Below are 2,596 nucleotides of genomic sequence, written 5' to 3'. Positions count from 1 at the left end.
GCGGTGCGCTGCGCGAAGCGCTCGCCGGCATCGGCAACGTCGCCGCCATCCATGAAGCCGGCGATTTCGAGAGCGCCAAGGCGCTGGTCGTGGCCAACGAGGACGTCGATCTGGTGCTGCTCGACCTGTCGATGCCGGGCGCCAGCGGCCTGTCCGGCCTGGTCTCGCTGCGTGGCATCCATCCGGCGGTGCCGCTGGTCGTGGTGTCGGCGCATGACGATCCGGCGACCATCAGGCGGGCGCTCGATCTCGGCGCTTCCGGCTTTATCTCCAAGTCGGCCAGCATGGAGGAGATCCGCAGCGCGGTGCAATCGGTGCTTGCCGGCGACATCGCAGCACCAGCCGGCGTCGATCTCGGCATCGAGCGCGATCCCGAAATATCGGACCTCATCAAGCGGCTGCAGGCTCTGACGCCGCAGCAGACACGGGTGCTGGGCATGCTGGCCGAGGGCCTGCTCAACAAGCAGATCGCCTATGAACTCGGTGTATCGGAGGCTACCATCAAGGCGCATGTCTCCGCCATTCTGCAGAAGCTCGGCGTCGACAGCCGCACGCAGGCGGTGATCCTGCTGTCCAAGATCGGCAGCGATCCGCTGCAGCCGGCGGGTTGATCGCCAGGGCGCCTGTTCAATCAGAATAGTGTTCAATCAGAGCACTGAACCTCCGTCCGCCGCACCGGCCGGCCGTTGAAGCTTGCGAAACTGATGGCGGCCATGATCCAGACGCCGATCCCGCCATAGAGCATGACCCAGCCAAAGCCGTTGCGTAGCGCATCCTGGGCGACGGTCCCGGCGAGCCCGGAGATGGGGTTTCCAGCAGCGATAGCTTCGGCGAGAAGACGCAATTGGGCAGTGTCGAGGTCGGGCAGCGCATGCCCCAGATGCGCCAGCACACCGCTGGCCAGGATGAAGCCCATCACCGCGATGTTCAACGCCAATGAAACCATGCGCGCGCTCATGTCGATGCCGCAGGCCATGCCGGCGCGATCGCTCGAAACGGAACCCGTCGTCGTGTTGGTGACAGGTGTGTTGGTTATTCCCAGACCCATCCCCGCGATCAGGCAGCCGGGCAGCATCGTCAGCCAGTCCGGTTGCGCGGCGGCGCTGCCGAATTTCATCAGGATGAACCCGACGCCGATGATGACGAGGCCCGCCGGAATGATGATGCCGGGCCGATAACGCAGCGAAAAGCGCTCTGCCAACGGCGGCAGCACAAGCGTCGGCAGCGTGTAGGCAAGCAGGGCAAGGCCGGTGGAGACGGTGTCATAGCCGAGCCCGGCGTGGAACCAGATCGGCAGGTAGATCATGAAAGGCCAATAGCTGAGGTTCATCGCGGCAGAGCCGACGATGGCGCCCGAAAAGGGCCGGATCCGGAAGACCGAGAAATCGAACATCGGCCGCTGGCTGATCTTCTCGGCAATGAGGAAGGCGATGAAGCTCACTATCGAGATACCGAGGATCGCCAGCGCGGCAGGGCTGGAGAAACCCAGATCCGGCCCCTGGATGATGTAGAAAACGAGGCAGAAAACCGACGGCGACAGCGTCAGGATGCCTGCTACGTCGAGCTTGCCCGCCTGTGGATCCTTCGATTCGTGGACGCCCATCAGAGCGAGGGCGAACGCCAGCGCCGCAACCGGCACGTGGACAAGAAACACCCATTGCCAGCTCGAGACCGCGACGATGCCGCCGCCGATGATGGGGCCGAAGCCGAGGCCGGTGCCGAAGATGACGCCCCACCAGCCCCATGCGACGGCGCGTTCGCGCCCTTCCCGGAATTCATGCGACAGCACGGCAAGCTGGCAGATCAGCATCGCACCGCCGCTCAGGCCCTGCAGAAACCGGGCGACGATGAGCGTGGAGACGCTTTCGGCGACGCCGCAGATCAGGGATGTCAGGCCGAAGGCGGCGATGGCGACCAGAAAGACACGCTTGCGCCCGTAACGATCGGCGATCGTGCCGACCGCCATCAGCACCGTCGTGACCGCGATCGTATAGGCGTTCATCACCCATTGCAGTTGCTTGAAGTCGGCGTGCAGCACCTGCTCCAGTGTCGGCAGGATCGCGGGAACGCTTGAAATCTCCAGGCCGAACATCAGGCACGCCAGGCAGGCGGCAAACAGAACAATGATGCCTCGGCGGGTCACTACAGTGGGCATGGTTCGACCTCGTATTGTCGGCAGTCGGCGAATCCATTGCAGCTCGCCCGGTGCGCGTATGCCCCAGGTTAGGCGAGGCTTGATCATATTAGAATTGCATGGTTGGCTATTTCAGAGACAACAAGTGCGGATAGCTGACATGACGCTGGACGTAGACGCTGTGAAAACATTCGTCGCCATCGCCGATCTTCAGAGCTTTACGCGTGCGGCAGAGGCTCTTGGCAGCACGCAAGGGGCAATCAGCGTGAAGCTGAAGCGGTTGGAAGAGCGCGTCGGCAAGAAATTGATCGAGCGCACGCCTCGGCTGGTGCGCTTGTCGGCGCAGGGCGCGGTGTTTCTCCAGCCCGCACGCGACTTCCTCGCGGCACACGATCGCGCCATTGCCAGCCTGTCTTCGGTGCGCCGCCGCTTCACACTGGGCATCGCCACCCATGTCGGGGG

General features: G+C 63.7%; 3 protein-coding genes. 2 read left to right on the top strand and 1 reads right to left on the bottom strand.

Going from position 1 to position 2,596, the window contains the following annotated elements:
• On the top strand, window positions 1-611 hold a 611-nt coding region (locus EN750_RS28540; protein ID WP_145967991.1), incomplete at its 5' end, for a response regulator transcription factor.
• Between the two features lie 32 nt (window positions 612-643).
• Here EN750_RS28540 and EN750_RS28535 read toward each other — a convergent pair.
• A complete protein-coding gene (locus EN750_RS28535; RefSeq protein ID WP_127398747.1) occupies window positions 644-2,155 on the bottom strand; it encodes an MFS transporter in 1,512 nt (503 codons plus the stop codon).
• Window positions 2,156-2,294: 139 nt separating this feature from the next.
• Here EN750_RS28535 and EN750_RS28530 point away from each other — a divergent pair.
• Window positions 2,295-2,596: LysR family transcriptional regulator (locus EN750_RS28530; RefSeq protein WP_189526538.1), on the top strand; the 302-nt coding region annotated here is incomplete at its 3' end.

It is taken from the genome of Mesorhizobium sp. M7A.F.Ca.ET.027.03.2.1 (assembly GCF_003999175.1).
In the GTDB taxonomy this organism is placed as follows: domain Bacteria; phylum Pseudomonadota; class Alphaproteobacteria; order Rhizobiales; family Rhizobiaceae; genus Mesorhizobium.
This window is presented reverse-complemented; position numbering and strand designations above follow the sequence as displayed.